Raw genomic sequence first — 24214 nt, forward strand, 5'->3', positions numbered from 1 at the left:
AAAGCGCACACCGGGCAAACCCCGACCGTGCGTCAATCGTCCATGATCTCGCGCAGTCTGGCGGCCTCGGCCTCGGTCAGCGCCGCCTCGGCCGGTTCCGCCGCCCGTGACCTGCGGCGCAGAAAGACCAACCCGACACCGCCGGCGATGATCAGCATCAACGGGCCGGCCAGCCAGAGGATCAGGTTTGCGCCGTCCGTCTGCGGCCTGAGCAGGACATATTCGCCGTAGCGGTCGACGATATAGGCGATGGCCTCTTCGTTGGTGTCGCCGGCCAGCACGCGTTCGCGCACCAAAAGGCGCAGATCGCGGGCAAGGGCGGCGTTGGATTCGTCGATGCTCTCATTGCGACAAACCAGACAGCGCAGGCCGGCGGAAATCTCTCGCGCGCGGGCTTCCAGCGCGGGGTCGTCAAGCACCTCGTCGGGCTGCACGGCAAACGCCGGCAGGGCCATCAGCAGCAGGCACAGGATTGCGGCCAGCCGTTTCATTCTGCCGGTACCGCCTTGGCGCGTGCGCGCCGTGCGCCAGCGGCGACGCGATAGCGCCGGTCCGACAGCGACAGCGCGCCGCCCAGCGCCATCAGGATGGCGCCGCCCCAGATCCAGTTCGCCAGTGGCTTGTAATAGGTGCGCATGGCCCAGCCGCCACCGACCTGCGGATCGCCCAGCGCGACATAGACGTCCCGCAGAAAACCGTTGTCCAGCGCCGCCTCGGTGGTGGGCATCCCGGCCACCGGGTAGACGCGTTTTTCGGGGTGCATGGTGGAAATCTGCCGCCCCTCGCGGGCCAGAGTCATATCGGCCAAGGTGGCAACATAGTTCGGCCCTTCGACCTCTCGCACGCCCGTCAGGGTCAGGGTGTAACCCGCCACCTCGTAGCTGTCTCCGATCTGCACGACGCGGATATCCTCGGCCTGCCAGGCGGTCATCGCGGCGACGCCGGCAATTGTCACACCCAGTCCCGCATGGGCGGTCGCCTTGCCCCAGTCGGCGCGCGGCAGCCGGCGCAGGCGGCGCAGCCGCCCTTCGCCATTGCCGGTGCGCGTCCACAGGTCGGTGGCCGCCCCCGCCACCAGCCATGCCGCCAGGAACAGCCCCACCGGGGCGACCGCGCTTTGCCCGGTCTGCATCGCCCAGGCCAGCGCCCCCACCGCCAGTGCCAGCACGAAGGCCGGCACCAGGCGGCGCGCGATGCGTCCCACGCGCGCACGCTTCCACGGCAGCATCGCGCCCAGGGGCATCAGCAGCCCCAGTGCGATCATGAAGGGCGTGAAGGCAACGTTGAAAAAGGGCGGTCCGACGCTGAGCTTGCGGTCAAAGAACATCTCGGCCACCAGCGGCCAGATGGTGCCGGTAAAGACCACGAACGCCGCCACCGCCAGCAGGATGTTGTTGACCACCAGCGCCGATTCCCGGCTGACAAGGGCAAACACCCCGCGCGCCTGCATCACGCCGGCGCGGGCCGCGAACAGCGTCAGCCCCAGCATCATGAAGGCGGCAAGGATCGCCAGCAGGAACACGCCCCTTTCGGGGTCGGTGGCAAAGGCATGGACCGAGGTGATGATGCCCGAGCGGGTGATAAACGCGCCGATCATCGAGAACCCGAAGGCGATGATCGCCAGCAGGATGGTCCAGCTTTTCAGTGTCTCGCGCTTTTCCACCACCACCGCCGAATGCAGCAGCGCCGCCGAGATCAGCCACGGCATGAAGCTGGCGTTCTCAACCGGGTCCCAGAACCAGAAACCGCCCCAGCCAAGCTCGTAATAGGCCCACCACGAGCCCAGCCCGATACCCACGGTCAGGAACATCCACGAGGCCAGCGTATAGGGCCGCACCCAGCGCCCCCATGCTGCATCGACCCGCCCCTCGATCAGCGCCGCGACGGCGAAGGAATAGCTCATCGAAAGGCCGACATAGCCGAGATAGAGAAACGGCGGATGAAACGCCAGGCCCGGGTCCTGCAACAGCGGGTTCAGGTCCTGCCCGTCAAAGGGCGGCACCGGCATCCGCAGGAATGGGTTGGAGGTGAAGAGGATGAAGCCAAAGAACGCCGCCCCGATCATCGCCTGTACCGACAGCACCCGCGCCCTGAGCGTCGGCGGCAGCGCGCCGCCGAACCAGGCCGCGAAAAAGCCGAACAGGGTGACGATCAGCACCCACAGCAGCATCGAGCCCTCGTGATTGCCCCAGACGCCGGTAATCTTGTACAGCATCGGCTTGGCCGTATGGCTGTTCTGCACCACCAGCTGCAGCGAGAAATCCGAGGTGACAAAGGCCCAGGTCAGCGCCAGGAACGCGGCCGCCGTCAGCAGGAACTGCAGCGCCGCCGCCGGCGCGGCGGTGGCCATCCAGCCCGCCCAGCCCTTGTGCGCGCCGACAAGGGGCACGACGGCCTGAAAGAGCGCGACGAAAAAGGCGAGGATCAGGGCGAAATGGCCGAATTCTGTGATCATGCCCCGATTATAGTTTTTCCCGCCTCCGGGTCCAATGCCAAAGCGACATGCGTCGGGATCACATTGTCGCGGCACCGCCCTGTTGCGCTCGCCGCCAGTCATCCAGCGCGGGGTTCCCGCCCGGCGTTACCGCGCCCAGTTCCAGCGCCGCATCAGGGCCATTGGCGGCAATGCGCGGGCTGGTCGCGGACAGCCGGCCCAGCTCGGCGATATTGGCCATGACCTGGGGCGTGCGCGCCATCGTCAGCGCCAATGAGCGCTGAAATTCCTGCCCCTGCGCCTGGTGGCGGGCCCCGAAATAGAAGCTGACGATCGCCCCCAACAGCCACCACAGCGGCTCTGGCACCAGCTGGATGCCCTGCATGCGGGCAGAAAACCACGCCGGGTCGATCATCGCCGACAGGAACAGGCCCAGCGTTCCCAACGCCATCGCCGGGCGCGGCACCCGGTTCAGCCCGTCGATCAGCCGGTCGAACAGACCGCGCCGGGGCACGGCGAATTCGGCCGCCAGCTGGGCCAGCGCATCCGACTGGATGGTGGCAGCGCGGGCATCCGCCGCCTCGGCATTGACGCGAAACACCTCCGTCGTTTCGGCCACCACGTTGCGCCCGTTGCCCAGAAGCGCTGACAAGACATCCGCGATCAATCCCATGCTGCAACCCTTTCACGAAACTCCGCATCGGTCATGTGATAGCGGGGCGAGATGAAGTCCTCTGCCCGCCGGATCCAGCCGCCCTTGCCGCCCGCGCGGGTGCGGGCGAACTTGCGCGAGGCCGGGCGCGCATCGGCGAGGCGAAAGTAATAGTTGCGCCGCGCGATGCCATAGGCGTCTGCGATATGGTCTGGTGCGACGCGGGTGGCGGCATGGGCGGCGGCGGCGGTCTGCGGCCCGATCGCGCCATCGACGGCCACGTCATGGCCCATCTGCCGCAAGAGGCGCTGCAATATCTTCACCGCGCCCGCACCGGCATTGACATACATGTCGAAAACCGAAGCGTGCAGCACCTCAGGCAATTCACCGATGCGCGGGCGCTGGAAATAGTGGCGTACAAAAATCGCTTCGGCATCCGCCCGCGTAAGTGCGCGCACATCGGCCACGTCGACATCACCATCACGGTCCAGGTCGAGCCCCAGCCGCCGCAGGGTGTGAATGCTGACCCCGAACCTGGTGGCGCCGCCGGGGTCGTCGGGATCATCGACAAAGCCGCCCTCGCGGGCGACGATCTGTTGCGCGATGGCCTGAACTGTCTGCATGATGGACCCTTTCCGCCGGCGATTGCTGGCGGAAAGCTGCCCGTTGAGTGGTTAACGGCGCGCTTAGCTGCCGTTCGGTTCCTGGTACACACCCTGTTCCTTGAGGCTGTCGATCACCTCCTTGGGCATGTAATCCTCGTCGTGCTTGGCCAGGATTTCGGTGGCGTGAAACACGCCGTCCACATAGGTGCCGGTGCCAACCATGCCCTGGTTTTCGGCAAAGAGATCAGGCAGCACGCCGGTGAAGAGGACCGGCACCACCGCGCCGCCATCGGTGACGTTAAAGCGGATCGTCTTGCCCTCGCCCCGTTGCAGGCTGCCCTCTTCGACCAGCCCGCCGATGCGGAATACCTCGTTCGACGCGGGCGGTTCGGCCATGATCTGGCTGGGCGAGCGGAAAAAGTTGATGCCGTCGCGCAGCGCGTAGCCGATCAGCACGGTCGAGATCAGCAACGCCGCCAAGGTGATGAATATGACCTGCACCCGGCGCTTTTTCTTTAGCGTTTTCATCTGCCTGCACCCCTTTCGTCAGGGAAATACCGGGGCCAGCATCAGCCCCTCGGTCTCGTCCAGCCCAAGCATCAGGTTGGCGTTCTGGATCGCCTGCCCGCTGGAGCCCTTGGTCAGGTTATCGAGCGCGGCCACCACGATGGCCCGCCCCGGCAAACGGTCCGCCGCCACGCCGATATGGCAAAAGTTCGAGCCGCGTATATGGCGGGTGCTGGGCGCCTCGTCCATCGGCAGCACCTGGATGAAGGGCTCATCGGCATAGGCCGTGGCCAGCGCCTCGTACACCCTGGCCGGGTCGCCCTTTACATAGCCGGTGGCCAGAATGCCGCGATTGGCCGGGATCAGGTGCGGCGTGAACTGGATTTTCACTTCGCGCCCGGCGATGGCGGAAAATTCCTGGTCGAACTCGCCCAGGTGCCGGTGGGTGCCGCCCAGTGCATAGGCGTGATAGCCCTCGCTGAGTTCGGCATGCAGCAGATTTTCCTTTAGGCTACGGCCCGCGCCCGACACCCCGCATTTGAGGTCGAGGATGATGTCATCAAGGTCGATCACCCCGCCGGCAATCAGCGGGCGAAGGACAAATTGCCCGGTCGCGGCATTGCACCCCGTCCCCGCCACCAGCCGCGCGGCGCGTATCTGGTCGCGGTAGAACTCGGTCAGGCCGTAGACCGCCTCTTTCTGCAATTCCGGCGCGGCGTGGGGGTTGCCGTACCATTTTTCATAGTCCGCCGGGTCACGCAGGCGAAAATCGGCGGAGAGATCGACGATCTTCAGATCACGCGGCAGCGCCGCGATCACCTCCTGGCTGGTCTTGTGCGGCAGGGCGCAAAAACACAGGTCGATATCGGCAAAGTCGATCTGGTCCACCGTCACCAGGTCGGGCAGGTCAAGGTGGCGCAGATGCGGAAAGACCCGGGCCATCGACTGCCCCGCCTTGGCATTGGCGCCCAGCGCGACGATCTGCATCCCCGGATGGGTGGCGATGAGCCTGACCAGCTCTGCCCCGGTATAGCCCGAGGCGCCCAGAATCGCGATTTTTCGGGTCATGTCGGCCCTCATGTGGAAATTCAATTGGCATGTAGGTGAAAACCCCCGTCACCGCAATGCGGCGCGACGGCCCGGGGGCGGGGCAGAGGCGCCGATCAGATGTGTTCGAACGCGATCTTGCGGCGCAGGAACTGGGTTGCGCGGTCAGACACGCGGCGGGCGTCGCCCGTGGTCAGACAGCGCGAGGGCGCATCGCCACCGGCCATCTGCGGATGCCGCCCCAGGTAATCGGCCAGGCTCTCGGCCACCAGCCGGGGCTGTGAAAATACCGTTACATCAGGCCCCAGCGCCGACTTGAACACATCTTCGACCAGCGGGTAGTGGGTGCAGCCCAGCACCGCCGCCTGCGGGTGCGGCATCTTGCGCAAGAGCGCGTCAACGTGCGACCGCACCAGCGCCTCGGCCAAAATCATGTCGCCCTCTTCGATGGCGTCGACGACGCCGCCGCAGGCCTGTGCCTCGACATCGACGCCGATGGCGCGGAACGCCAGTTCGCGCTGAAAGGCGCGGCTGGCCACGGTGGCGGGGGTGGCGAACAGCGCCACGTTCGTGACCGCCACCTCGCGCGGGGGGGAATTGTCGCCCCATTGCCGTTCGGTCAGCGCCTCGATCAGCGGTACGAATACGCCCAGCACGCGCTTGCCCTTGGGCATGCCGTCCTCCTGCATCCGGCGCAGCGCGGCGGCCGAGGCGGTGTTGCACGCCAGAATCACCAGGTCACAGCCCATGTCCCACAACGTGACGACACTGCTTCGCGTCAACTGATAGATGTCGTCGGCATCACGCACCCCATAGGGTGCATGCGCATTGTCGCCCAAGTAGATGAAATTGACGTCCGGCAGCCGCTCCTGCGCCGCCGCCAGCACCGTCAGGCCACCCAGCCCACTATCGAAAACACCTACCGCCATGCCTGTCGTCCGTGCCTTATGCGCCGGTCGTTTCCCCGGCTATTGGAATTCGAAACCGGTATCCGCAGGATTGATCGGTCTCGGGCTCAGCTCATACGTCTTTCGGCGCAAAAACGCCATCAGCGATTTGCCGTCGCATGCGCGCCGGTCCAATTCGTCGCGCCCCAGCGGCTGGCCCACGACCACCCGCACCGGGGTATCGACGCGCTTGACCAGACGGATGCGGCCCGTCAGATTCTCCATCGTGCGGATCATCGCGCGGCCACCCCGGGTGCGCGCGGAAAAGGAATAGCTGATGTCACGCGCGACATGACGATCCTGATGCATCGGCCGGGGTCCTGTGCGGTTCGCCCGTTTTCCAGTGGGCGCCCGCAATCATGGCCAGTGGTTTTGACGCCGTCATGACAGCGCTCATTGCGCGGCTTGGCGCGCGTTCTCTCCGCCGGCCCGGATGGTTGCCAGCAATTCCTCGCGCCGCTTGGCCGCCTTTTCGGCGTTCGCCTCCTTGATCGGGCCGAAACCGCGGATCGACAGCGGCAATTCGGCCAGCGCCACGATGGCGTCTCGGGTGGCGTCGTCGAGCTTTGGCAGCACCTCGGCCATGTCGGCCTCGTACTGGCGGATCAACTGCCGTTCCAGCCGCCGCTCGGCGGAATAACCGAAGATGTCGAGCGGCGTGCCGCGCAGCCCCTTCATCTGCGCCATGACCCGCAGTGGCCCTTGCATCCATTGCCCGAATTTGCGCTTTTTCGGCCGCCCGTTCACGGGCTTGCCGCCCAGGACCGGCGGGGCGAGGTGAAAGGTCATGCGGAAATCACCTGAAAATTCCTCTTTCGCCTTGTCGCGACTCTGGATCAGCAGGCGGGCCACCTCGTATTCGTCCTTGTAGGACAGGACCTTGTGATATCCCTTCGCGACCGCTTCCTTCACCGCCTCGTCGGCAATGCCGTCGACCAGCTTGCGATAGCGCCGCGCCAGACGCGGGCCCTGATAATCGACCAGATGCGCCGCGCGATAGGCAATCCTGTCTTCCAGCGTCTTGGGGGTCTCTACCTCTGCCGGTGCCAGCGCGGCGGCGGCCTCTTCGGGAAATGCCGCGGCCCAGCGACCGATGGCAAAGGCGCGCCGGTTCTGTTCGACCGCCGTGCCGTTCATCCCGATCGCTTCTTCGATTGCCTCCAGCGAAACCGGGATCAGCCCGCGTTGCCAGGCGGCGCCGAACACCATCATGTTGGAATAGATCGAGTCGCCCATCAGGACGCGGGAAAGTTCTGTCGCATCAAAGAGTTGAAGACCATCCCTGATCTTGGCCTGCAGCGCCAGCTGCAGCCGCCCGCCGGGGATGGAAAAATCCGGGTCGCGGGTGAACGCGCCAGTGATGATCTCGTGGCTGTTGACCACCGCGCCGCTGCGCCCGGTGCGCATCAGCCCCAGCGTGCTGGCGCCCGCACTGACCACCAGGTCACCGCCGATCACGGTGTCGGCCTCGCCGGTGGCAACGCGAATGGCATTGATATCCTGAGGTTTTTCCGCGATCCGGCAATGGATATGCACGGCGCCGCCCTTTTGTGCCAGCCCGGCCATTTCCATCATGCCCGCGCCCTTGCCATCAAGCTGCGCCGCCTGCGCCAGCACCGCGCCGATGGTCACAACACCGGTGCCGCCCACCCCGGTGATGACGACGTTATGCGTGCCCTCGATTTTCGGCAGTTGCGGCTGCGGCAGGTCCGGCAGGTTCAGTTCGGCCGATGCCTCTTTGCGGATCTTTGCCCCCTCCAGCGTCACGAAAGAGGGGCAAAAGCCCTTGAGGCAACTGAAATCCTTGTTGCAGGCCGATTGGTCGATGGCACGCTTGCGGCCAAGTTCGGTTTCCTTGGGCACCACTGCGACACAGTTCGATTGCACGCCGCAATCGCCGCAACCCTCGCAGATGTCGGTGTTGATGAATATCCGCTTGTCTGGGTCGGGAAAGGTGCCGCGTTTGCGCCGGCGACGTTTCTCGGCGGCGCAGGTCTGGATGTAGACAATGGCCGACACGCCCTTGATCCTGGAAAACTTTTCCTGAACCTGTTGCATCTCGGCCCGTTCATGCCAGCCGATCCCCTTGGGAAATACGCTGCGGTCGGGTTCTTCCTTTTCGTCATAGACGACCGCGACGTCGCGCACCCCCATTGCCAGCAGTTCGCGCACGATCCGGTCGGGCGACAGCCCACCCTCGTTCGTCTGCCCGCCCGTCATGGCAACCGCGTCATTGTAAAGGATCTTGTAGGTAATGTTGGTTCCCGCCGCCAGCGCCGCGCGGATCGCCAGTATTCCTGAATGGTTATAGGTGCCGTCGCCAATGTTCTGGAAAACGTGATCACGGGTGGAAAACGGCGCCTCGCCGATCCAGTTGGCGCCCTCGCCGCCCATATGGGTATAGCCGCTGGTGTCCCGGTCCATCCACAGCGCCATGATGTGACAGCCTATCCCGGCATAGGCGCGGCTGCCCTCGGGCAGCTTGGTCGAGGTGTTGTGCGGGCAGCCGGCGCAGAAATAGGGCAGCCGGGTGGCGATTTCCTCGGCGTTGTCGGCCTTGTTCGCCTCGGCGATCCGCTCGAGCCCGGCCTTGACGGCCTCGGTGCCGCGCCCCTCTTCAATCAGGATGTTGCCGATCTTTTCGGCGATCATGATCGGGTCCAGCGCCATGCGGGTCGGGAACAGTTCCTCGGTGTGCATGCCGCCGGCGCCGCCCTTGTACCAGCCATAGACACGGCGGCCGCGGCGGTCGTCAAAGATCGCCTCCTTGATCTGAATCTCGATCAGCTTGCGTTTTTCCTCGACCACAACGATCAGGTCCAGCCCCTCGGCCCAGTCGTGAAACCCCTTCATGTCCATCGGAAAGGTCTGGCCAACCTTGTAGGTGGTCAGGCCCAGGCGCTCGGCCTCGGCTGCGTCGACGCCCAGCAAGTCAAGCGCGTGCACCAGGTCCAGCCAGTTCTTGCCGGCCGCGACGAAACCGATCTTTGCACCCGGCTTTCCCCAGACACGTTTGTCGATTTTGTTTTTATGGGCAAAGGCTTCGGCGGCAAACCTCTTGTAATCTATCATGCGTGCCTCTTGCGGCACCCAATGATCGTTCAGGCGGATGTTCAGCCCGCCCTCGGGCATGTCGAATTCGGGCGTGACGAATTGCATCCGGTCGGGCCGGCCATCGACGACCGATGTCGCCTCGACCGTGTCCTTCATCGTCTTGAGCCCGCACCATACGCCGGCAAAGCGCGACAGGGCAAAGCCATACAGCCCGAAATCCAGGATTTCCTGTACCCCCGCGGGGCTGAGCACCGGCATGTAGGCATCGACCATCGCCCAGTCGGACTGATGGCACACGGTCGAGCTTTCGCCGGTGTGATCGTCGCCCATCGCCATCAGCACGCCGCCGTGGGGCGAGGTGCCTGCCATGTTGGCATGCCGCATCACGTCGCCCGACCGGTCGACCCCAGGCCCCTTGCCGTACCACAGGCCAAAGACGCCGTCATAGCGGCCTTCGCCGCGCAGCTCGGCCTGTTGGGTGCCCCACATGGCGGTGGCGGCCAGGTCTTCGTTCAGACCAGGCTGAAAACGCACGTTGGAGTCTGCCAGCAACTTTTCCGCGCGGCCCATCTGCAGATCGACCGCCCCCAGGGGCGAGCCGCGATAGCCGGTGACATAGCCGGCGGTGTTCAGCCCCGCCGCCTTGTCGCGCGCCGCCTGCATCAACATCAGCCTTACCAATGCCTGGGTTCCGTTCAGAAGAACCGGTGACTTGGTCAGGTCGAAACGATCGTTCAGGCTGATCTGGTGCTTGCTCATGGCGGGCCTCCTCCCGAATGATATGTTCATGCCTTGGACATAAGGCAAATATAGGTCATTATGTCTGACCCATAAAGACAAAAACCGTCTCTTTGCGACAAGCAACAGATGCACTATGACGCGGTTCCTGCTATTTCGTTGGCGGTGGCCGGTTATTGCGAAAGTTGTTTGAATGGATTGGGACAAGCTAAGAATATTTCACGCGGTGGCCGATGCCGGCAGCCTGACCCGTGCGGGTGACTCGCTGCATTTGTCTCAATCCGCCATTTCGCGCCAGATCAGGGGGCTGGAAGAATCGCTTAACGCGACCCTTTTCCATCGCCATGCGCGCGGGCTGATTCTGACCGAGCAGGGCGAGTTGCTGTTCGACGCCACGCGGGCGATGATGCGCCGCCTGGACGCCACCACTGCCCGCATCCGCGACAGCGAGGAAGAGGTCTTTGGCGAATTGCGGGTGACCACGACCACCGGGTTCGGCACGCTGTGGCTGGCCCCGCGTCTGCCCAAGCTATTTGCCAAATACCCCGAACTGAATATCGACCTGATGCTGGAAGAGCGCGTTCTGGACCTGCCCATGCGCGAGGCCGACGTCGCCATCCGCATGAAGGAACCCAGCCAGGCCGACCTGATCCGCAAGCGCCTGATGAGCGTGCACATGTGCCTGTTCGCGTCGCGCCAGTACCTGGCCGATTCCGGCACACCGGAAACCCCGGAGGATCTGAGCGCGCACCGGCTGATCTGTCAGAACCCGCGGACGTTTCAGGTTGGCGCGGGGGCGACACTGGTGCAGGAGCTGATGACCAACGACATCTCGTCGCTGCTGATGGTCAACAACTATTTCGGAGTACTGCAGGCGGTGGTGCAGAACATCGGTATCGGGGTACTGCCCGACTATCTCAGCCGCGATTTCGAGCAACTGGTACAGGTACTGCCAGACGTACAGTCGGTCGAGGTGCCGGTGTTCCTGGCCTACCCATCGGAACTGAGGCACGCCAAGCGAATCGCCGCGTTCCGTGATTTCATCCAGGAAGAGATCGTTCTCTACCGCAAGGATACTCAAAGATAGGCGAAAAACACTCATAGGTAGTAATTTCGCCCTGTTGGCCACGTTGAAGCCCCTGCGTTATGCATGCAACACATAGCGGTCATGTTGCAGTTGCAGCATCATTGGGCTTGATCGGGCGTTCAGGCGGGGCTATCTGCAGTACGTGACGGCGGGGCGTTCAGCGCTTCGCCATCATACCTCCCTGTTGGACTTTGGCCGAGCTTAGTGCTCGGCCTTTTTTTTCGCACGACGATATTCAGCCCGACAGAACCGGTAATTCCAGGCTGGAAAGCGGCGACAGGGCACGCGGCCCGGTGTCTGTGATCACAATGTCTTCCTCGTGCACCATGATCCGCCCCGGCGCGGTCTTGATCCCCGGCTCAAGCGTGATCACCATGCCCCGGGCAAAGCACGGTCTCGTCCTGCGCGGTCAGCGACAGCCCCTCGGTCAACTGCATCCCCAACCCGTGGCCAAGCCGCCCCGCCCCTTCGTCCGCGCAGTGATGGCGGCCATCGCCCGCCAGATTTCACAGGTCCGCGCACCTGGGCGCGCAGCCCGCAGCCCGGCGCGCGCCACGCCCGCCTGCGCGCGCGCCACGCGGGCGCGATGTTCGACCTCGGGAAAACCTCGTCATGCCTCGGGCTCTTCGGAGATCACACACAGCACGCGCGTGCCCGCGTCGAGGCCCGTCGCCATCAGCGCCGCCGCCCCTGCCCCGCCCGACGGCGTCGTGCCCATGCCCTGCGCCGCCAGCCCCGGCAGCACCGCCGCCGCCTCGGCCTCGGTCACGGTGACGAATGCGTCGGCGTCGCGCGCCAGCCCCTTGAGGGCAATGAGCGACGGCTCCTTGCAATCAAGCCGCCCCATCGAGGACACCGGTCCCGACGCCGTCACCGGTCGCCCGGCACGGATGCTATCGCGCAGCGCCGGTGCGAACTCGGGTTCCACCACCACGATGCGCGGCCCCTCGCCCCAGACATGCCGAAACCAGGCCGCGCCGGCCGCCGCCAGCCCGGCGACCCCGGCCTGCAGCACGATCAGGTCGGGCGGCGCGGGCATCTGGCGGGTGGTTTCCGCCGCCAGCGCCAGATACCCCTCCATCAACCGGTGGGGGATGTCGACATAGCCGGGCCAAGAACTGTCCGACAGCAATATCCAGCCTTTATCCGCCGCGGCGCGGGCCGCCGACGCCATGCTGGCCTCGTAATCGGCGCCTTCGCGCACCACCTGCGCCCCCTTGGCGCGCAGCCGGTCGGCGAATGCCTTGGGCACCGTATCCGCCAGCCAGATCGCCGCGCGCGCGCCGAACAGCCGCGTCCCGGCGGCCACCGACAGGCCGTGATTGCCGGCGCTGGCGGCGACATAGGTCCTCCCCGCCAGCGCGGTGGACAGATCGTCCCGCCCGGTGGCAACCGCGTCATGCGCGATGACATAGGCCGCGCCCAGCGCCTTGAAGCTGCCCAGCCCCATGCGGCTGCGTTCATCCTTGGCCCAGACCTCGGCAGCAAAACCGCCCAGCCGCGCCAGCGGCGTTTCCGCCGCCGCGGGGCAGCGCGCCAGCAATTCCGCCGGTGCGTCTGCGGCGATGCTGGGCCAGGGCACACCGGCAAGCACATCCTCGGGCAGGCCACGGCCGCGATAGGGATTTTCAAGACGTTCCATGTGCCCTCTGCCCGTCTGTACGGGCCAAAAGACACCAGCACCCGCCTCCGGTCAACCGCGCCAAGGGATTCACCCATTGATACGCCAAGGCGCTGGATTCTGGCGGGCCGGGCCTTTTCCCTCTCGTTGCATTGCCCTAAAGAGACACCAGACCGAGCAGCCCAGAGGACAGCACCGATGCAGGAGCCCGAAATCACGCCCGAGTTGATCGAGGCACATGGCCTCAAGCGCGACGAATACGACCGTATCCTGCAGATCATCGGGCGCGAACCCAGCTTTACCGAGCTGGGCATCTTTTCGGCGATGTGGAACGAGCATTGTTCCTACAAGTCGTCCAAGAAATGGCTGCGCACCCTGCCCACGACCGGGCCCCAGGTGATTTGCGGTCCGGGCGAAAACGCCGGCATCGTCGATATCGGCGACGGCCAGGCGGTGGTGTTCAAGATGGAAAGCCACAACCACCCCTCATATATCGAGCCCTACCAGGGCGCGGCCACCGGGGTTGGGGGCATCCTGCGCGACGTGTTCACCATGGGCGCGCGGCCGGTGGCGACGCTGAACTCGCTCAGCTTTGGCGCGCCTGACCATCCCCGCACGCGGGCGCTGGTGCATGGCGTGGTTGCCGGCATTGGCGGCTACGGCAACTGTTTCGGCGTGCCCTGCGTGGGCGGCGAGGTGCGGTTCGACCCCGCCTATAACGGCAACTGCCTGGTCAACGCCTTTGCGGCCGGGATCGCCGACACCGACGGCATATTCTATTCCGCGGCCAGCGGCGTGGGCATGCCGGTGGTGTATTTGGGCGCCAAGACCGGGCGTGACGGGGTCGGCGGCGCGACGATGGCCTCGGCCGAGTTCGACGAAACCATCGAGGAAAAGCGCCCCACCGTGCAGGTGGGCGACCCCTTCACCGAAAAGCGCCTGATGGAGGCCTGTCTTGAGCTGATGACCACCGGCGCGGTGATCGCGATCCAGGACATGGGTGCGGCCGGGCTGACCTGTTCGGCGGTCGAGATGGGCGACAAGGGCGGCCTTGGCGTGCGGCTCGACCTTGACCGCGTGCCTCAGCGCGAAGAGGCGATGACCGCCTATGAGATGATGCTTTCCGAAAGCCAGGAACGCATGCTGATGGTGCTGCGCCCCGAAAAAGAGGCAGAGGCGCGCGCGATCTTCGAAAAATGGGATCTCGACTTTGCCATCGTCGGTGAGACCCTGCCGGATGACCGGTTCCTGATCATGCATGGCAACGAGGTCAAGGCCGACCTGCCGCTGTCGACGCTGTCGGGCTCGGCCCCCGAATACGACCGCCCCTGGGTCGAACCCGTGCCGGCGGAGCCGCTCGACGCCGAAACCGTGCCCGCCATCGACCCCATCGACGGGCTGCGCGCGCTGATTTCATCGGCCAACTATTGCTCGCGCCAATGGGTGTGGGAACAGTACGACACCATGGTGATGGCCGACACCGCGCGCACACCGGGGCTGGGCGCCGGGATCGTGCGCGTGCACGGCACCGACAAGCTGTTGGCCTTCACCTCGGACGTGACGCCGCGCTATGTGCAGGCCAACCCCGAGGAAGGCGGCAAACAGGCCGTGGCCGAGGCGTTTCGCAACCTCTCGGCCGTGGGGGCACAGCCGATGGCGGCGACCGACAACCTGAACTTCGGCAACCCCGAAAAGCCCGAGATCATGGGCCAACTCGTCGCCGCGATCCGCGGCATCGGCGCGGCGTGCACGGCGCTGGACATGCCCATCGTGTCGGGCAACGTGTCGCTTTACAACGAAACCGACGGCTCTGCGATCCTGCCGACCCCGACCATCGGCGCGGTGGGCCTGATCCGCGACCCCGAACAGGCGATCACCGGCACCGCGCGCGAGGGACACGTCGCACTGATGGTGGGTGAATGCAGCGGCCACCTGGGGCAATCGGCCCTCCTGGCCGAGGTTTTCAACCGGATCGAGGGTGCGGCCCCGCCGGTGGACCTGGAGGCCGAGCGCCGCAACGGCGATTTCATCCGCGAACATGCCGAATGGATCCGCGCCTGCACCGACATCTCCGACGGCGGGCTGGCGCTGGCCGCGTTCGAGCTGGCCGAGGCCGCGGGCGTCGGTGTCGAGATCGAGACCGCCGACATGGGCCAGCTATTCGGCGAGGATCAGGCGCGTTATCTTGTCGCGTGCAACTTTGACCAGGCCGAGGCCCTGATGGGCGCCGCCGCGCAGGCCGGCGTGCCGATCGCCAGCGTCGGCCGGTTTGGCGGCGATACCGTCAGGATCGGCAACGCCGAGGCGCCGCTGGCAGAGCTGTCAGAGGTGTTCCGCTCCGGCTTTGGTGCTATCTTCGGCTAGAACCTGAACGAGATCGGGGGTGGTGGCGACCTTGCGCTTGCCCCTGCCCCGTTCTACATCCATTCGAACAAGCAAGGAGACCCGCCCATGGCGATGCAAGCCCAGGAAATCGAGGACCTCATCCGCGCGGCCTTGCCCAATGCGCAGGTCACGATCACCGATCTTGCCGGAGACGGGAATCATTTCGCGGCCGAGGTGATCGACCCCTCCTTCGTGGGCATGAACCGCGTTCAGCAGCAGCGTGCTGTCTATGCCGCGCTCAAGGGACGGATGGACGGACCTTCGGGCGACCTGCACGCGCTGGCGCTGACCACGAAAGCCCCGGACTGAGAGCCGGGCCACGCAACACAGCCGGACATGGCGACACGCGCCTGCATCCGGCCCTGACAGGAGCATGAGAAACAAGATGAGCGACGCGAAAACCCGCATCGAGGACACCGTCAAGGCCAACGACGTGGTGCTGTACATGAAAGGCACCAAGACGATGCCGCAATGCGGCTTTTCCAGCCGCGTGGCCGGGGTGCTGAATTACATGGGCGTGGATTACCACGACGTGAATGTGCTGGATGACGAGCAGGTGCGCCAGGGTATCAAGGATTATTCCGACTGGCCCACCATCCCCCAGCTCTACGTCAAGGGCGAATTCGTCGGCGGCTGTGACATCATCACCGAGATGACGCTGTCGGGCGAACTGGACCAGCTTTTCGAAAGCAACGGCGTGACCTACGACAAGGACGCCGCCGAAAAGATCCGCGAAGCCAACGCCTGATATCCGCCGGCGGAGGTGGGGGCCAGCCCCCACACCCCCGGGGTATTTCCGACCAGAAAGAAACAGAATAGGGGCGCGACCCATTGATCGCGCCCCTTGCCGGTTGTCTTGCATGTGCGCTGTTGCGGCGCTGCGCAACCGGCCCCTCGAAGCAAGCACGCCTTGGCTGATTTCTGCGAGGGTATTGTCGCATTGAATGCCCGCTGAGCGGGACGAAGCCGGCGTTCGTTCAGTTCGGTCCAATGGCCGCTTAAGGCCTTCAGTCACTCTGCCAGATACGTTTTCCCGGACCCGCGCCGCCGGGAAATTGCCATCCCATGTGCGTGACCGTGTCTATGACATTGCACGAAAGTTCGGCAACATGAGCTTGGACTTGTCGAAGATATGCCACGTCGATTGGGGTCTCGAATACCTCTTTTTTGCGGTTCACGAACAGAGGAATAGATGCGCCACTGTTATCGGGCGTGCGCCATGACCCGTGGCACAGCACATTTCGGATGGCGGCAGCCGCCTTGATATCCTCTACAAGATCGGAGACGTTTTCGGTTGTCGTCTCGGGATTTTCTCGCGTCGCTTTGCCATACGCTTCTGCAAGGTTTACTAGCTGGTCTGTCAATGCCCGCTCAAGTTTTGGCAGCCAGGCTTCATATGCCGCATCAATTTGATCTCTGCTGTATCGCCGAGTAGCCATAAACGCAAAGATCGCCTTTCCTAAGACTTCCTCTAAGAATCCGAACGAAGCGATTGCTCGTCCGAGATGCTCCCAAAACTCCGGGTCATGGCGATGAGTAGGAAACATCTCCGGCAGGCTTTCCCGGTCGATGATCGTTCTGTTGACAGGTTCTTCGGCGCTCATGATTGCCCTCCAGTTTGGGTTTTTTTCTGCATTTCCCTAGCCCCACTGTTTGTCTTGCCGCTACTATCGAATGTCGGCAATGTGCGCCAAGAAACAGTGCGAGCGTTACGCAGCATCGGTCAAAGTTGGCTCGAAGCGGCCATTGCCCGGTGCCGTGTCATGCAGGCGCCGCGCCCAACCGGGAACCCGACAGGCAAGGGGCGCGACCCGGCGGGCGCCCCCTTATATTTGCGTGTTTGCCCGGTCACTCTGCCGGCTGGCGGTCCCAGTCCTTGGGCTGGGGCAGTTGCTCGAACGTGTGTTCGGGCACCGGCGTCGGCAGCGTCCATTCCAGCGTGTCGGCGTAGTCGTTCCAATAGCTGGGGCGCGCTTCGCGCCGCCCGGCAAGCAGGGTGTAGGCGATGATGCCGATGAACAGCAGGAATGACGCGAACGACAGCAGCGCGCCCCAGCTTGAGACCTCGTTCCAGTAGGCGAGCGCCTCGGGATAGTCGATGTAACGCCGGGGCATGCCCTGCCGGCCCAGAAAGTGCTGCGGAAAGAAGGTCAGGTTGGCGCCGATGAAGAACATCCAGAAATGCAGCTTGCCCGCCCATTCGGGATATTGGCGGCCCGACATCTTGGCCAGCCAGTAATAGATGCCCGCCATCAGCGCAAAGACGCCGCCCAAGCTCATCACATAGTGGAAATGCGCCACAACGTAATAGGTGTCGTGATAGGCCCGGTCGACGCCGGCCTGCGCGACCACCACGCCGGTGACGCCGCCGACGGTGAACAGAAAGATGAACCCGACCGCGAACAGCATCGGCGTCCTGAAGCTAACCGAGCCGCCCCACATCGTCGCCAGCCACGAGAATATCTTGATGCCCGTAGGCACCGCGATGGTCGCCGAGGCGAGCTGGAAATAAGCCTGCTGGGTGAGCGACATGCCGGCGGTGAACATGTGGTGCGCCCAGACCAGGAAGCCCAGCAGCCCGATCACGATCATCGCCCAGACCATCGGCAGATAGCCGAAAATCGGCTGGCGCGAAAAGGTCGACACCACGTGGCTGATGATGCCGAAACCGGGCAGGATGACGATATAGACCTCCGGGTGCCCGAAAAACCAGAACAGGTGCTGAAACAGCACCGGGTCGCCGCCACCGGCCGGGTCAAAGAAGGTGGTGCCGAAATTGCGGTCGGTCAGCAGCATGGTGATCGCCCCCGCCAGAACCGGCATCGCCATCAGCAGCATCCAGGCGGTGATGAAGATCGACCAGGCAAAGAGCGGCGTCTTGAACAGCGCCATTCCCGGCGCGCGCATGTTCAGGAAGGTGGTGATCATGTTGATCGCCCCCAGGATCGACGACGCGCCCGAGATGTGGACGGCAAAGATCGCCAGGTCCATCGACATGCCGCCGTCATTGACCGACAGCGGCGCATAGATCGTCCAGCCGACACCTGCGCCGGCCTGCGAATCCCCGCCCGGCGCAAACAGCGACGCAAAGGCCAGCCCCGCCCCGGCGATGAACAGCCAGTAGCTGAGGTTGTTCATGCGCGGAAACGCCATGTCCGGCGCACCGATCATCAGCGGCATGAAATAGTTGCCGAACCCCCCGAACAGCGCCGGGATGACGACAAAGAACATCATCAGCAGCCCGTGATAGGTCACCAGCACGTTCCAGAGATGCCCGTTCGACGTGCATTCCGCCGCCGAGGGGATCAGGCGGAACCCCTCCATGCACATGTACTGAACGCCGGGTTCCATCAGTTCCAGCCGCATGAACACCGACATCAGCGCCGCCACCAGCCCGATGGCCGCGGCGGAAAAGAGATAGAGCACGCCGATGGTCTTGTGATTGGTCGACATGAACCAGCGGGTAAAGAACCCCTGCCCGTCGTGATCCTTACTGTGGTTCAGTGTCGCTTCGCTCATCTGGGCCTCCTTTGGGGCTGAACCTGGGGCGGGACTGGTTCCGTAGCGGTGGCGTGCGGATGCGTATCTGCGGTCATCGCGCTGTCCTCCTCCTCGGTCCGCGCCCCGGTGACCCGCCCGGTACGCCGAAGCGTCGGACAATAAATAGATCACCGGCTCCTCCCATAGGCGCGGACCGGCACGCGCACCCGTTCTGCGCACAGCCTGACGGCCTGCGCCGGATGCCCGAATCCGCCGGTTAATTGGTAATTGTAATACTCATTATTTTCCATTATATTTGGTACTGTCAATACCTATTAGAATGCCGCATGCGACTGGCCGCTTTCACCGATCACGGGCTTCGGGCCCTGATGCACCTTGCCGGGGCGCAGGGGCGGTCGGTTTCGACCGGGCAGATCGCCGAGGAGTTCGACATTTCCCAACAACATCTCGCCAAGGTGGTGCGCGAACTGGGGCGCGGCGACTGACAGGAAAGCACGACAGAACCATGCCGGATACGATCTATCCCACCAATACCGCCGCGCTTCACAAGCGCCGCAAGGAACTGGCGCCGGGCCCTGCGCAGGCGTTCGAGGCATTCAGCCGCGCCGTATTCGCCGATGGGGCGCTGGATGCAAAGACAAAGCAGCTGATCGCCGTCGCGGTCGCCCACGTTACCCAGTGCCCCTATTGCATCAAGGGCCACACCAAGGCCGCGCTCCGCTACGAGGCCAGCGAAGCCGAGATCATGGAGGCGATCTGGGTCGCCGCCGAGATGCGCGCCGGCGGCGCCTATGCCCATTCGGCGCTGGCGCTCGACGAGTTCGCAAAGGCCGCCCAGCCAGAGACCGGAAAAGGGCCGGCATGAGTGACGAATTCGCGTTGGAACACAGCTATTCCCAACAGAAGCGGGCGCAGATACGCGAGGCCGCAGGCATCATCGGCATCGACGAAGATTATCTGTCCCGAATGGTCGAGGAATTCTATGCCCGCGTGCGCACCGATGCGCGGCTGGGTCCGATATTCGAGGCGAAACTCGGTGATGACTGGGGCCCGCACCTGGCCAAAATGAAAGCGTTCTGGGCATCGGTCGCGCTGAGCGCCGGCACCTATTCAGGCAAGCCGGTGGTGGTGCATCGCGCGCTGCCGGGCGTCGAGCCGGATGATTTCACCCGCTGGCTGGCGCTGTTCAACGCGACACTGGCCGACACCGCCCCCACGCCCGAGGCTGTCAGTTACCTGGCGCTGCGCGCCGAACGCATCGCCCAGAGCCTGAGCATGGCGATGTTCGACAGAACCGCACACGGCGTGCCGGCGCTGAACTAGGCGGGCGGTGCGGGGCTGACCGCCGGGGATGAAGATGCGTCCTCTCCCACACCGGGCACAGGCGGCGCGGCCTGGATCAGCTCTATCCGACGGTGCGGGGCCACACAGCCTGCGCGGCGCAGGGCATCGTCAACCAGACTGTAGATCTCGTCGCGGCAATCGACATCGCGGTCAAAGCGCGACAACCAATAGCGCAGCGCATAGGTAATCCCGCCTTCCTCGTAGGCCAGCACGCGCACGTCGGGCGCCGGATCGGCCTGGATCAGTTCTGCGGCCTTCAGCGCCCCCAACATCACCGTCCGCGCGCGTTCGATCGGCATGGTGTGATCCAGCGTGATCGTCACTTGCGCGCGGTATTGCGGCTTGGGGGCCGAATAGTTGGTGATGCGCTGGCGCGCGATCTGGCTGTTGGGCAGGATCATATAGGTCGCATCGCGGGTCAGAATGCGCGTGGTGCGCCAACCGATCTCGATCACCTTGCCGCGCGCCAGCCCGTCGATGTCGACCCAGTCGCCAATACGGAAAGGCCCCTCAATCCCAAGCGCGATCCCTGACAGGGTGTCGGCGACGACGTTTCGGATGGCAAAGCCCAGCAACGCCAGCACCAATCCCGAGCTCGCCAACGCCCCGAACGCCCCCTGCCCCAGATAAAGCGATATCGTTGCGGCAAAGGCGATCAGGAACAGCACCGCCGCCACCAGATCCTTGAGCAGGCGCGGATAGGGCCGGTGCCGCGACGCCTGATCAAGCGCGAGCGCAGCAATACGACTGACCAGCCAAGCCGCGGCAAAATAGGCCAACGCCGTGACCGCGGGTTCAAACGAGACATCGCCACCGGCCATGTCCGCCAGTCGGGACGGAAACAGGATCAGCCCGAAACTGACGATCGTCAGCAATGCCGGCCACAGCAACCGGCGGATATGGTCCTTCGTGCTCAACTGCGGATCCCCCTGAACGCAGGCCCTTGCGCCCCATGCATCTCGCAGACCGTGCATCTGCCGGTGTCGGAAACCGCAGATTTGCAGCGTCGGCAGAAAACGGCGAAACCCCGGTCGATCATGGCCAGGGGCGTGCGGCAGAACGGGCAGCGCCCGGCGGCGGCGCGCGGCAGGGTCTCGTTGCAGTTCCCGCAATCTCTGCGGTCGTGGGTGGCGGTCATGTCACTGGCTCCGGTCGGATATCGGGCACGGGGGTGGCGCCCCCTGCCCCGCAACTGCGCGCCCGGCGGACCCGCCTTCGCCCGTGATCACGTCACATCGATGGCAGGCCCTCCGGCGTGGCGCGGGGTTCTTGCGGCAAGGTCACGGGGGTCAGTCGCCTTCGGACGCGCCGGTTTGTTCGACCTTGATCACGGTCAGCATCCGGCGCTGGTTGTCGCGCGTGTCCCAATAGAACGATGCCCCCTCGGAGAGGCCCAGCAACGCCACGCCTATGGGCGTCATCACCGATACCCGCTGGCGCGCGATGTCGGCATCCTCGGGATAGACCAGTGTCACAGTCCGCTCTTGCCCGGTCGCGTCGTCACGATAGGTGACGCTGCTGCCGATGCCGATGGCGTTCGCCGGCATCCTGGCGGCAGCTACGATGCGGGCGCGGCCGATTTCCTCAAGCAGCCGGTCGGCCAGCGCCGGGTTGCGATCCATCGCGCCCTCGGCGAGGGCTTCGATATGGGTCAGGTCGTCGGCGCTGATGACGATGCGCGGTCTGCGGCCGGTCATTCTGGTGGCAGGCTTTTTCATCGGTGCAGTCATGTCTTGCTGTCCTTTGTTCTTGGCCGTGAAAGCAGCCGGTCAGGCCGGCGGAGGGGGCGCTGGTCATGATCTCACGTACGGCAACGCTGGGTTGCTATCGTGGATCGGTAACCTGTGTCGTCTCGAAAGGGTGTTGGGAAAGTCGGGGCGCCCCGGGGGATCAGAAAGGCGCGTACGCGCCTATACCGCCCGGGGATACGGGCGGTTCAGCAGAAGAAATCGCGTATGATCCTCGTGCGCCAACATGCACCAGAGATAGGGTCGCGTGGTGCGTTCGTCAATCGTCGCTGCGATCCGGTTGTCGCCCACAGCATCCGGGCCAAGCCGTTTCGCGCCGAAAGGTCGCACCCATACGGCAGCCCTATTGCAAACAGGGGCACGAAGCACCAGATCGGGTGTATGACAACGCATGGCATTCATATGTGGGTCCCGCGCATTGCGGGAAATCTGCTGAACCGCCTCTGACCCCGGGCGGGGTCCGGTCGTTTTGGCCGTTCTCGCCACGGGGATCATTTCGACTTTTCCGAACACACCTCTCAAGGGACGGCAGGCACCCGTCACCACTCACCCGCCAGCGTGGTCCATCCGGGACCAGCAGGCGGACAGGCTGAGTGGGTCACGGACCCGGTCCCGGCACTCTCATGAAAAGGAAGAATGGCATGCAACCGATCTTGTCACACCGAAACGGCCAGCGGCAGAGCCAGCTCAACCTGCGCGCCCTTGCCATGGAACCGCAGGCAGGAAGCGGCGTTTTCGGACAGTGGCTCAGGGCCGCGATCCGGCAACGGCAAAGGCGCAGGATGATCGCGGCGCTGCAGGCCCTGGACGACCGGACATTGCGCGATATCGGGCTTTATCGCGGTGACATACCGAGACTCGTGGCCGGGTTCAGTGACTGCGAACTCGGCATGCGCCCGCCAAGGCGAGCAGGCCGTCCCACGCAAGCGCCGACGGATCGGGTATCTGCGTAAATCTGACTACCCAAGGCCATAGCCAGCGCGCCACCTGTGCCACGCCAGTGTGGCGCGCCATCAAGCGCACATACCGCCCTTTCGTATTCTTGAAAATGGAGCCCCGAAAATGATGATCTGCAACGCAGATTTCGAAGAATTGTTTCCAGCGTTGTTCCGGCCCGCATCCGCACCTGCGTCCGCCGCGCGACAACCCGCACCCGACGCAAGCTGCATCGCACGATGGGAAGATGACGGCGGCCGCATCGTGCCACCAGCACGGCTTGTTCTCGCCTATGCCTCCAGCACCGCGTCCCAATAGAGGAAATCCATCCAGCTGTCATGCAGGTGGTTGGGCGGGAACTTGCGCCCCATGTTGCGCAGCTCCTCCGCCCCCGGCGCGCGGGGCGGGCGGCGCAGACTCATCCCCGCTTGGCGCACCGTCTTGGCGCCCTTGCGCAGGTTGCAGCGGCTGCAGGCGGCGACGACATTTTCCCAGCTGGTGATCCCGCCGCGCGCCCGCGGCACGACATGGTCAAAGGTCAGATCGCCCCGTGACCCACAATACTGGCAGCGGAATTCGTCCCTCAGAAAAAGATTGAAGCGCGTGAATGCCACGCGCTTCTGGGGTTTTACATAATCTTTCAGGACGATCACGCTGGGAATGCGTATCTCGGTACTGGGGCTTCGGACCGTCTGTTCGTATTCGGCCACCACGTCGACCCTGTCGAGGAACACCGCCTTTATCGCGTCCTGCCAGGGCCAGACCGACAGCGGATAGTAACAAAGCGGCCGGTAGTCTGCATTCAGGACCAGCGCCGGATGTTGTTTCAGCGCGGCAGGATCGCGCACGAACTCGGTTCTGAAATCGCCGTCCATCGCGTAAAGAAACCCCTGTCCGGTCAACCAATGTCATCGGCCCGGGGCGGAGCGAACCGCCCCTTTCTGCCGCTCACTATATATCGTGTTGAAGCGCTGACAAGTCCTACAAGTAGTGGAATTCCCAAGCCTGCAACCATCAGGCTGCGCAATCCCAAAAGGCGCCCGCCCCGCCGGCCCCGAAACGGACTTTCGATGCGCCCGTCGGACAGATAGGATTGCCCCATGACAATCGCAGAGAACCTGCCCGACGCGCCGCCCATCGGGGGCATCATAGAGGCGGCGCTTTACGCCCGTGACCTGGACGCTGCCGCTGCGTTTTATGGCGGCGTGATGGGGCTGAAAGAGGTGACGCGCGTCGAGGGGCGCCACATCTTTTTCCGCGTCGGACGGGCGATCCTGCTGATATTCAACCCCGACGCAACGGTGCAGGGTTCATCCAACCCCCGCCTGCCGGTGCCAGCCCACGGCGCCCACGGCCCCGGCCACCTGTGTTTTGCCGCCAGCCGCGAGGAAATCGAGCAGTGGCGCACGCGGCTGCAGGCAGCCGGTTATCCGATCGAGGCCGATTTCGACTGGCCGAACGGCGCGAGGTCGCTCTATTTCCGCGACCCGGCGGGCAACTCGGTCGAGATCGCCGAGCCCCGGCTTTGGTTCGAGGCGTAGCCTAGGGGCGCTGCCCCTCGCCCCGGAATATTTCCCGAACAGAAGAAGGGCCGGAGACAGCACCCTG

General features: G+C 64.4%; 24 protein-coding genes and 1 pseudogene. 9 read left to right on the forward strand and 16 right to left on the reverse strand.

Going from position 1 to position 24214, the window contains the following annotated elements:
* Positions 1 to 32: 32 nt before the first annotated feature.
* The 9 genes and pseudogenes from DL899_RS08505 to DL899_RS08545 form a co-directional block, all read right to left on the reverse strand.
* Positions 33 to 491: a cytochrome c-type biogenesis protein gene (locus tag DL899_RS08505; RefSeq protein WP_111733807.1), complete on the reverse strand. Its 459-nt coding sequence runs from the start codon at positions 489 to 491 to the stop codon at positions 33 to 35.
* Complete coding sequence (locus tag DL899_RS08510) at positions 488 to 2455, reverse strand: heme lyase CcmF/NrfE family subunit (protein WP_111733809.1); 1968 nt, start codon at positions 2453 to 2455, stop codon at positions 488 to 490. The genes DL899_RS08505 and DL899_RS08510 overlap by 4 nt, the downstream gene beginning before the upstream one ends.
* A 58-nt stretch (positions 2456 to 2513) precedes the next feature.
* Positions 2514 to 3107, reverse strand: a complete 594-nt coding sequence (locus tag DL899_RS08515; RefSeq protein WP_204355277.1) for a holin family protein — start codon at positions 3105 to 3107, stop codon at positions 2514 to 2516.
* Complete coding sequence (locus tag DL899_RS08520) at positions 3098 to 3709, reverse strand: holin-associated N-acetylmuramidase (RefSeq protein WP_111733811.1); 612 nt, start codon at positions 3707 to 3709, stop codon at positions 3098 to 3100. The genes DL899_RS08515 and DL899_RS08520 overlap by 10 nt, the downstream gene beginning before the upstream one ends.
* Before the next feature lie 63 nt (positions 3710 to 3772).
* Positions 3773 to 4219, reverse strand: coding sequence for a cytochrome c maturation protein CcmE (gene ccmE, locus DL899_RS08525; protein WP_111733813.1), 447 nt, complete (start codon positions 4217 to 4219; stop codon positions 3773 to 3775).
* 18 nt (positions 4220 to 4237) lie between these two features.
* Positions 4238 to 5266: an N-acetyl-gamma-glutamyl-phosphate reductase gene (gene argC, locus DL899_RS08530; RefSeq protein ID WP_111733894.1), complete on the reverse strand. Its 1029-nt coding sequence runs from the start codon at positions 5264 to 5266 to the stop codon at positions 4238 to 4240.
* A gap of 95 nt (positions 5267 to 5361) precedes the next feature.
* The gene (locus tag DL899_RS08535; RefSeq protein ID WP_111733816.1) at positions 5362 to 6174 is read right to left on the reverse strand and encodes a glutamate racemase; all 813 of its coding nucleotides are present in this window, start codon (positions 6172 to 6174) and stop codon (positions 5362 to 5364) included.
* 39 nt (positions 6175 to 6213) lie between these two features.
* A pseudogene (locus DL899_RS19845) lies at positions 6214 to 6384 on the reverse strand (lysophospholipid acyltransferase family protein); the annotation flags it as partial.
* Positions 6385 to 6585: 201 nt separating this feature from the next.
* The gene (locus DL899_RS08545) at positions 6586 to 10005 is read right to left on the reverse strand and encodes an indolepyruvate ferredoxin oxidoreductase family protein (RefSeq protein ID WP_111733820.1); all 3420 of its coding nucleotides are present in this window, start codon (positions 10003 to 10005) and stop codon (positions 6586 to 6588) included.
* A 172-nt stretch (positions 10006 to 10177) separates the two neighbouring features.
* Here DL899_RS08545 and DL899_RS08550 point away from each other — a divergent pair, with 172 nt between their 5' ends.
* Positions 10178 to 11071: a LysR family transcriptional regulator gene (locus tag DL899_RS08550; protein ID WP_111733822.1), complete on the forward strand. Its 894-nt coding sequence runs from the start codon at positions 10178 to 10180 to the stop codon at positions 11069 to 11071.
* 235 nt (positions 11072 to 11306) lie between these two features.
* Here DL899_RS08550 and DL899_RS20235 read toward each other — a convergent pair whose 3' ends face one another.
* A complete protein-coding gene (locus DL899_RS20235) occupies positions 11307 to 11447 on the reverse strand; it encodes a hypothetical protein (protein WP_420820964.1) in 141 nt (46 codons plus the stop codon).
* 234 nt (positions 11448 to 11681) lie between these two features.
* On the reverse strand, positions 11682 to 12713 hold the full coding sequence (locus tag DL899_RS08560; RefSeq protein ID WP_111733824.1) for a pyridoxal-phosphate dependent enzyme: 1032 nt from the start codon (positions 12711 to 12713) through the stop codon (positions 11682 to 11684).
* Positions 12714 to 12890: 177 nt separating this feature from the next.
* Here DL899_RS08560 and purL point away from each other — a divergent pair, with 177 nt between their 5' ends.
* From purL to grxD, 3 genes are all read left to right on the forward strand, one after another.
* On the forward strand, positions 12891 to 15056 hold the full coding sequence (purL, locus tag DL899_RS08565) for a phosphoribosylformylglycinamidine synthase subunit PurL (protein WP_111733826.1): 2166 nt from the start codon (positions 12891 to 12893) through the stop codon (positions 15054 to 15056).
* A gap of 87 nt (positions 15057 to 15143) precedes the next feature.
* Positions 15144 to 15386, forward strand: a complete 243-nt coding sequence (locus DL899_RS08570; RefSeq protein ID WP_111733828.1) for a BolA family protein — start codon at positions 15144 to 15146, stop codon at positions 15384 to 15386.
* A 76-nt stretch (positions 15387 to 15462) separates the two neighbouring features.
* Positions 15463 to 15825 carry a Grx4 family monothiol glutaredoxin gene (grxD, locus tag DL899_RS08575; protein ID WP_111733896.1) on the forward strand — a complete coding sequence of 121 codons (363 nt, stop codon included), beginning with the start codon at positions 15463 to 15465 and terminating at the stop codon, positions 15823 to 15825.
* 259 nt (positions 15826 to 16084) lie between these two features.
* Here grxD and DL899_RS08580 read toward each other — a convergent pair whose 3' ends face one another.
* A complete protein-coding gene (locus tag DL899_RS08580; protein WP_111733830.1) occupies positions 16085 to 16681 on the reverse strand; it encodes a hypothetical protein in 597 nt (198 codons plus the stop codon).
* 244 nt (positions 16682 to 16925) lie between these two features.
* Positions 16926 to 18596 carry a cytochrome c oxidase subunit I gene (locus DL899_RS08585; RefSeq protein ID WP_111733832.1) on the reverse strand — a complete coding sequence of 557 codons (1671 nt, stop codon included), beginning with the start codon at positions 18594 to 18596 and terminating at the stop codon, positions 16926 to 16928.
* Between the two features lie 308 nt (positions 18597 to 18904).
* Between DL899_RS08585 and DL899_RS08590 the strand changes: the two genes are divergently transcribed.
* The 3 genes from DL899_RS08590 to DL899_RS08600 are packed head-to-tail and all read left to right on the forward strand — an operon-like array spanning position 18905 to position 19901.
* Entirely contained in the window at positions 18905 to 19063 is a 159-nt protein-coding gene (locus DL899_RS08590) for an Rrf2 family transcriptional regulator (protein ID WP_111733834.1), read from the forward strand.
* Positions 19064 to 19083: 20 nt separating this feature from the next.
* The gene (locus DL899_RS08595) at positions 19084 to 19443 is read left to right on the forward strand and encodes a carboxymuconolactone decarboxylase family protein (RefSeq protein ID WP_111733836.1); all 360 of its coding nucleotides are present in this window, start codon (positions 19084 to 19086) and stop codon (positions 19441 to 19443) included.
* Positions 19440 to 19901, forward strand: a complete 462-nt coding sequence (locus DL899_RS08600; RefSeq protein ID WP_111733837.1) for a group III truncated hemoglobin — start codon at positions 19440 to 19442, stop codon at positions 19899 to 19901. Before DL899_RS08595 ends, DL899_RS08600 begins: the two co-directional genes overlap by 4 nt.
* Here DL899_RS08600 and DL899_RS08605 read toward each other — a convergent pair.
* On the reverse strand, positions 19898 to 20839 hold the full coding sequence (locus DL899_RS08605) for a mechanosensitive ion channel family protein (RefSeq protein WP_239494650.1): 942 nt from the start codon (positions 20837 to 20839) through the stop codon (positions 19898 to 19900). The genes DL899_RS08600 and DL899_RS08605 overlap by 4 nt on opposite strands.
* A 372-nt stretch (positions 20840 to 21211) precedes the next feature.
* Positions 21212 to 21652, reverse strand: coding sequence for a nucleoside diphosphate kinase regulator (gene rnk / locus DL899_RS08615; RefSeq protein ID WP_111733841.1), 441 nt, complete (start codon positions 21650 to 21652; stop codon positions 21212 to 21214).
* 659 nt (positions 21653 to 22311) lie between these two features.
* Here rnk and DL899_RS08620 point away from each other — a divergent pair.
* Positions 22312 to 22623, forward strand: a complete 312-nt coding sequence (locus DL899_RS08620) for a YjiS-like domain-containing protein (protein ID WP_204355278.1) — start codon at positions 22312 to 22314, stop codon at positions 22621 to 22623.
* Between the two features lie 273 nt (positions 22624 to 22896).
* Here DL899_RS08620 and DL899_RS08625 read toward each other — a convergent pair whose 3' ends face one another.
* Positions 22897 to 23481 carry an HNH endonuclease gene (locus tag DL899_RS08625; protein WP_111733843.1) on the reverse strand — a complete coding sequence of 195 codons (585 nt, stop codon included), beginning with the start codon at positions 23479 to 23481 and terminating at the stop codon, positions 22897 to 22899.
* A 225-nt stretch (positions 23482 to 23706) separates the two neighbouring features.
* On the opposite strand from DL899_RS08625, the gene DL899_RS08630 reads away from it, so the two are divergent.
* On the forward strand, positions 23707 to 24147 hold the full coding sequence (locus DL899_RS08630; protein WP_111733845.1) for a VOC family protein: 441 nt from the start codon (positions 23707 to 23709) through the stop codon (positions 24145 to 24147).
* Positions 24148 to 24214: the final 67 nt, after the last annotated feature.

The sequence above is a fragment of the Roseovarius amoyensis genome (genome assembly GCF_003260265.1).
Lineage (GTDB): Bacteria > Pseudomonadota > Alphaproteobacteria > Rhodobacterales > Rhodobacteraceae > Roseovarius > Roseovarius amoyensis.

Excerpts from the sequence above, each read along its gene's own strand:
- DL899_RS08545 (WP_111733820.1), bottom strand. The coding sequence starts at position 10,005 with ATGAGCAAGCACCAGATCAGCCTGAACGATCGTTTCGACCTGACCAAG.
- DL899_RS08595 (WP_111733836.1), top strand. The coding sequence starts at position 19,084 with ATGCCGGATACGATCTATCCCACCAATACCGCCGCGCTTCACAAGCGC.
- DL899_RS08505 (WP_111733807.1), bottom strand. The coding sequence starts at position 491 with ATGAAACGGCTGGCCGCAATCCTGTGCCTGCTGCTGATGGCCCTGCCG.
- DL899_RS08570 (WP_111733828.1), top strand. The coding sequence starts at position 15,144 with ATGGCGATGCAAGCCCAGGAAATCGAGGACCTCATCCGCGCGGCCTTG.
- DL899_RS08520 (WP_111733811.1), bottom strand. The coding sequence starts at position 3,709 with ATGCAGACAGTTCAGGCCATCGCGCAACAGATCGTCGCCCGCGAGGGC.
- DL899_RS20235 (WP_420820964.1), bottom strand. The coding sequence starts at position 11,447 with ATGGTGATCACGCTTGAGCCGGGGATCAAGACCGCGCCGGGGCGGATC.
- rnk (WP_111733841.1), bottom strand. The coding sequence starts at position 21,652 with ATGACTGCACCGATGAAAAAGCCTGCCACCAGAATGACCGGCCGCAGA.
- DL899_RS08620 (WP_204355278.1), top strand. The coding sequence starts at position 22,312 with ATGCAACCGATCTTGTCACACCGAAACGGCCAGCGGCAGAGCCAGCTC.
- DL899_RS08625 (WP_111733843.1), bottom strand. The coding sequence starts at position 23,481 with ATGGACGGCGATTTCAGAACCGAGTTCGTGCGCGATCCTGCCGCGCTG.
- DL899_RS08510 (WP_111733809.1), bottom strand. The coding sequence starts at position 2,455 with ATGATCACAGAATTCGGCCATTTCGCCCTGATCCTCGCCTTTTTCGTC.
- DL899_RS08585 (WP_111733832.1), bottom strand. The coding sequence starts at position 18,596 with ATGAGCGAAGCGACACTGAACCACAGTAAGGATCACGACGGGCAGGGG.
- DL899_RS08515 (WP_204355277.1), bottom strand. The coding sequence starts at position 3,107 with ATGGGATTGATCGCGGATGTCTTGTCAGCGCTTCTGGGCAACGGGCGC.
- DL899_RS08550 (WP_111733822.1), top strand. The coding sequence starts at position 10,178 with ATGGATTGGGACAAGCTAAGAATATTTCACGCGGTGGCCGATGCCGGC.
- DL899_RS08580 (WP_111733830.1), bottom strand. The coding sequence starts at position 16,681 with ATGAGCGCCGAAGAACCTGTCAACAGAACGATCATCGACCGGGAAAGC.
- DL899_RS08535 (WP_111733816.1), bottom strand. The coding sequence starts at position 6,174 with ATGGCGGTAGGTGTTTTCGATAGTGGGCTGGGTGGCCTGACGGTGCTG.
- grxD (WP_111733896.1), top strand. The coding sequence starts at position 15,463 with ATGAGCGACGCGAAAACCCGCATCGAGGACACCGTCAAGGCCAACGAC.
- ccmE (WP_111733813.1), bottom strand. The coding sequence starts at position 4,219 with ATGAAAACGCTAAAGAAAAAGCGCCGGGTGCAGGTCATATTCATCACC.
- DL899_RS08630 (WP_111733845.1), top strand. The coding sequence starts at position 23,707 with ATGACAATCGCAGAGAACCTGCCCGACGCGCCGCCCATCGGGGGCATC.
- DL899_RS08590 (WP_111733834.1), top strand. The coding sequence starts at position 18,905 with ATGCGACTGGCCGCTTTCACCGATCACGGGCTTCGGGCCCTGATGCAC.
- argC (WP_111733894.1), bottom strand. The coding sequence starts at position 5,266 with ATGACCCGAAAAATCGCGATTCTGGGCGCCTCGGGCTATACCGGGGCA.
- purL (WP_111733826.1), top strand. The coding sequence starts at position 12,891 with ATGCAGGAGCCCGAAATCACGCCCGAGTTGATCGAGGCACATGGCCTC.
- DL899_RS08560 (WP_111733824.1), bottom strand. The coding sequence starts at position 12,713 with ATGGAACGTCTTGAAAATCCCTATCGCGGCCGTGGCCTGCCCGAGGAT.
- DL899_RS08600 (WP_111733837.1), top strand. The coding sequence starts at position 19,440 with ATGAGTGACGAATTCGCGTTGGAACACAGCTATTCCCAACAGAAGCGG.